The organism is Bacillus sp. SRB3LM (assembly GCF_015712745.1).
GTDB lineage: Bacteria > Bacillota > Bacilli > Bacillales > Bacillaceae_G > Bacillus_A > Bacillus_A thuringiensis_K.
The window spans coordinates 1-4,529 of the sequence record NZ_VWVQ01000077.1; the positions used below are offsets into that span (position 1 = coordinate 1).

The window sequence follows — 4,529 nt, forward strand, 5'->3', positions numbered from 1 at the left end:
CGCACTCATCATTAAATGGAATGACTCCGTATCAGTATTCAAAATCAATTGCATAATCTATTTCATGTTCCAGTTTTTCTTGACCAGGTCAGAAGGTGCAAAAGTAGAAGAACGTATTGAAGCAATTGAATATGAATTAGCATATAAGATGAATGATATGTACAAACTGAAAAAATTAATTAGTAAGTTTAGGGGATTGGATAATAAAATACTTAAAATGAAATATGTGGACGGTATGACGTTGGAGCAAATAGCTGAAGAAATCAGTTATAGCTCTAGCCATATTAAAAAGAAACATGCTGAAATAGTTCGTTTGATTAAGTTCGTAGAGCGAGAAGGTATCATTTAGGTTCACTCCTAAAGTGAATCGAAACTCTTGAAAATATCGATTATAGTAATAACATAAGGTTTTGACGAAAGGGTAACTGGTGCACGATTGCTCTTTTGGTACCTCTGAATTTGTTTCTTGATATAGGTAATAGATGCAGTTCTTTTTTTCTCTTTTTTTAGTTAGAGTCATTATAGGGAATACATTTATAGGAAAGGTTACATCCTATGCGAGCGAAAAATGATAGATTAAAGCAATGGAACGCAGATTTTCAGGCTATTCAAGAGAAAAAAGAAGGAAGAAAAGAAAAAGAATAAAAAATATAATATTCTGGGTCATACAGCTGACTTTATGAATAGAGAAGTATGAGGGGGAAGGTTTAATGGTTATAGATGGATGAAGGAATGAAGAATGCAAGAATATATAAGTGTGGTGGGTTATTTTAGATGAAAGGTATTCTGTGCATTCTTCAACCTTCTGAATAAAAATGGTAGGAAGAAGAACGAATATCATTTGGTGTGATACACGAGTGGGTATAAGCACATGCAATGCACCAATTTGATGGTAGGTTCTTCCTCTATTTGTATTATGGACTTTGAATTGGTGTTTAATACCAATAAAAATGAATCAATAAAAAAAGGCGAATGAAATCGCCTCTTTTTTACATTTACATGGGTACTAAGAAATGCAATAGAGCGTGTTCGTATACTATATTCTGTTCCTTTTTTAATTTAGCTTTTCTTTTATTATGTAAAAAACGAGTACGTGTGCCAGCGTGCCCGTTTTTTGAATTTACAGTCACTATTACTGTTATGTGTGTGAGTCATGAACAAATAATAGTTCGAAAAGTAAGGGTTCAAGATAATATATGTAAATGAGTTGGGAATGGAACCAAAGGACAAAGTTGAAATGGTGTTTAAAACCAAAAACATCAAGTATCCTCTCATGTGACATTGATACAAGCTCATTTTATGGTTTTATTTACCAAAAATGTAGAACTTTTTAAAGAGAGAAGCATATATTGAAGTGTAGGACAACACCTATTGGTGGTGCTTTTTCTAGAAACCTTCCTTTCGATATAGATTATGTAAGAGCGGCCATTCTTTGGTAGCTCTCTTTTTCTTTAAATTAAATAGATCCATGCTCATTTTGGATGGAGTATGGAAAATAAAAGAACAGCCAAATTATGTTGTGATACATAATCTGGCTGTTCAGTGTGTGAATAGATAGTGAAAAACATAAATACCTTCGTAGGGGGAAGGATTATGTTTGATTGTAATTTTATACTAGCATGGATTTGTTAATAAGGTCATCTAAGAAATGGCATGTAATAAAGGTAAAATAAAGTTGGATGAAGAGCGACTGTATGATGATAAAGAGGAACTTTATGAATTGAGATACAAGCACGCTCGTCATCCACCTAAATGGAAAAGCTGAAGGGGAACATATGTATTTGATGCCATAGGGTGTTGTAAGAATGAGATATGAAAAAGAGAGTATCTTTACATATGTTCTTTATTCGTATTCTTAGTATAGGAAGTGATTTGGGTTTTTATACCAATTGAGTATACGAGTTAAAGCATCCATTCGAGTGCTTTATTTTGGATAAGGAGTGAGAACAAATGAAACTAACTAAACAGGAACAGGCGGTTGCGATTGGTACATTCATTTCACTGTTAGGGCAAGAGCTTGTAAATGAGCGTATTGATAAACGACAACTAGAGAGTGTAATTCCCATTTTTAATGAATTGGAAGATAACACCACACCAAAGCAAAGAAGAGAAGCGATGGTTAGCTTGTTAGATAAAACTATGGATGAACTTCTGAAGGAATAATAAAAAAAGCACAGTTACCGTATCAATTGTGGATGATAAGTAACTGTGCAAATAGAGAAACAGAAAGGTTTGATATAACTTGTATGTGATATCAAATATGATTAAGAGATTATTATTATAACATGAGGAATATACAATGGGATTGATAAAAATGTCCTTGACAAGGACAAAATGAGAGAAGATACCCCAGTATGGATGGAAGTCTATTTCCTGTTAGGAAACCTAAATATGTAAAGAATGGAAAAGGAATAAAGAACGACTGTATAATTGTAACAAAAGAAAATATGGTTTAGTTTTAATGTGAATTACATAGTACGTTCCTTATCCTTCATGGAGTGACTGAAAGGATGAAGCACATACATATTCATACATTTCAAAGATGTAGAATAGCTAATTGGGGTCATTCAATGTACAAAGCCGTAGTGAAAGTTTTTCATCCACTCTTATTATTTGTTAGTTTTGGTTTTGTATACCAATAAAAATGAATATAAATTAACAAATGCCCAAATGGTATTGAAATGAGAACAGATACAAGGAGTGGAGAAGATGGAACATATTGAAACAGAGGTACAAAAGAAAATTGATGCGCTCGGTCTAAGTCCTTTGGACGATATAATTTATCATAGATATTTTAAAAATCGAACGGTAGTAGAAATGGATGAACTTCAGTTTAAATATTATAAAATGTATGGGCAACAACCTATGTTCTATTCAATGACTCATCTTATGGATTCGACAATAGAAGAATTAGTAAAGAATGATGAAAAGAATCAAAAACAATTCAATCCTTCCTTTTTTATGAGGTTAAAAAGAAGGGTTGATAGATGGTTGTTTAGAGGAGTAGTTCGAAAGTAGAGTGGTAAAGAGAGAATGAGAGAATATAAAACAAAACAACAAAAACGTAAGTTCTATGACAGTAGGGCATGGAAACAATTGCGAGAAGAAGTAAAAAAGCGAGACAATTATGAGTGTCAGGAATGTAAACGAAATGGTCGTGTACAAACTGATACCAATGAGTACAGTGAGCGTGCCAAGCGTAAGAAGATTCAACTCGTTGTCCATCATATAAAAGAACTAGGACATCATCCAGAACTTGCATTAGAAATAGATAACTTAGAAACAGTCTGTGTGGATTGCCATAATAAAGAACACGGTAGAACATTCAAAAAGAAACCGAACAAATGGGAAAACGATGAAAAGTGGTGAAAATGATTCAGGGATAAGGCCCCCCAGTTCGAAGGTTGGGCTTTTTTTCGTCTAAGGGGCACCGGAGGAGGGGGTTAACTGTCAGTTTTTTTTCGAAATTACGCACGTTAGGGGGGTGGGTAGATGGCTGTTAGTATTGTGAGGTTAAAAGAACAGCTCATGAATAGTATTGATATTACAGATTTAGTCGAAGTTGAAAAAGTAGAAAGATATATTGATCTGGTCAAAGCATTTAGAAAAATAAATAAAACCATTAATAAAGAAGGCGAGTCTGTAACAGTAAAAAATGCTTCCCAAGTGTTTGTTAAAGCCCACCCTCTTATAAGTGAGAGAAACAAAATTAACAGTTCTTTAATTGCTTTAGGAAGAGATATAAAGTTTGTCCCTAAAGTTGGTGCTTCTAATACGGGATACAGTCCAAGTGATTTAATATGATTGGGCAAAAGTATGTAGATGAATACATTGAACTTTATAGAAGTGGAAAAATAAAATTCAATAAAGAAAGAGAACTGTTAATTGACTATCTAGAAAAATATGTTTTGAACAGAGATGATTTGTATTTTGATGATGAAATGATTGAGAAGTGTATCCGCTTTGGAGAGAAATGGTACTTTCCGTTACAAGCATTTCAGAAATTCTTAATAGCATTCGTTTTTTGGTTTTATAAGAAAAACGGACGTGTATTTTATCGGAAATTCTTGTGGATGCTTGGGCGTGGTGGTGGTAAAAACGGATTAATATCAGTCATCATTCATTTTTTAATTAGTGAAATGCATGGTATTACCGAATATAACATTTCTGTTGTTGCAAACAGCGAAGAGCAGGCGAAAACTAGTCCAGATGAAGTTCATAAATGCGTCAGACGAAATGACATATTGCAACGAGCATTTAAAACCACATTAACTCAAACTGTTTCTAAAGCTACAGGAAGTATATTGAAGTTTAGAACGTCTAATGGAGATACAAAGGATGGTTTGCGTGATGGCGCGGTTGTATTTGATGAAATACATCAATATGAAAGCAATAAAGATGTTCGAGTCCACATTAGTGGATTAGGGAAAAAGAAGGTTCTGGTGCAAAATTTTTAAAATATTTGAAAACGATCTTCCCAACTTGGTCATACTGGTACTACGACTTTAAAAAAGGTGCGTGATTAGTAT

General features: G+C 33.5%; 5 protein-coding genes and 1 pseudogene. All 6 read left to right on the forward strand.

What is annotated here, in order from left to right; translation table 11 throughout:
• Positions 1–7 precede the first annotated feature (7 nt).
• On the forward strand, positions 8–349 hold the full coding sequence (locus F3I02_RS23590; RefSeq protein ID WP_308018605.1) for a sigma-70 RNA polymerase sigma factor region 4 domain-containing protein: 342 nt from the start codon (positions 8–10) through the stop codon (positions 347–349).
• 1,601 nt (positions 350–1,950) lie between these two features.
• On the forward strand, positions 1,951–2,163 hold the full coding sequence (locus tag F3I02_RS23595) for a hypothetical protein (RefSeq protein WP_078187446.1): 213 nt from the start codon (positions 1,951–1,953) through the stop codon (positions 2,161–2,163).
• A gap of 546 nt (positions 2,164–2,709) precedes the next feature.
• The gene (locus F3I02_RS23600; RefSeq protein WP_061656728.1) at positions 2,710–3,018 is read left to right on the forward strand and encodes a hypothetical protein; all 309 of its coding nucleotides are present in this window, start codon (positions 2,710–2,712) and stop codon (positions 3,016–3,018) included.
• 15 nt (positions 3,019–3,033) lie between these two features.
• Entirely contained in the window at positions 3,034–3,369 is a 336-nt protein-coding gene (locus F3I02_RS23605; RefSeq protein ID WP_078187444.1) for an HNH endonuclease, read from the forward strand.
• A 123-nt stretch (positions 3,370–3,492) separates the two neighbouring features.
• Positions 3,493–3,804 (forward strand): P27 family phage terminase small subunit, encoded by a 312-nt coding sequence (locus F3I02_RS23610; RefSeq protein ID WP_196478271.1) that lies wholly within the window; start codon positions 3,493–3,495, stop codon positions 3,802–3,804.
• Positions 3,801–4,436, forward strand: a pseudogene (locus F3I02_RS23615) (terminase large subunit domain-containing protein); the annotation flags it as partial. The gene F3I02_RS23610 and the pseudogene F3I02_RS23615, both read left to right, overlap by 4 nt.
• Positions 4,437–4,529 lie beyond the last annotated feature (93 nt).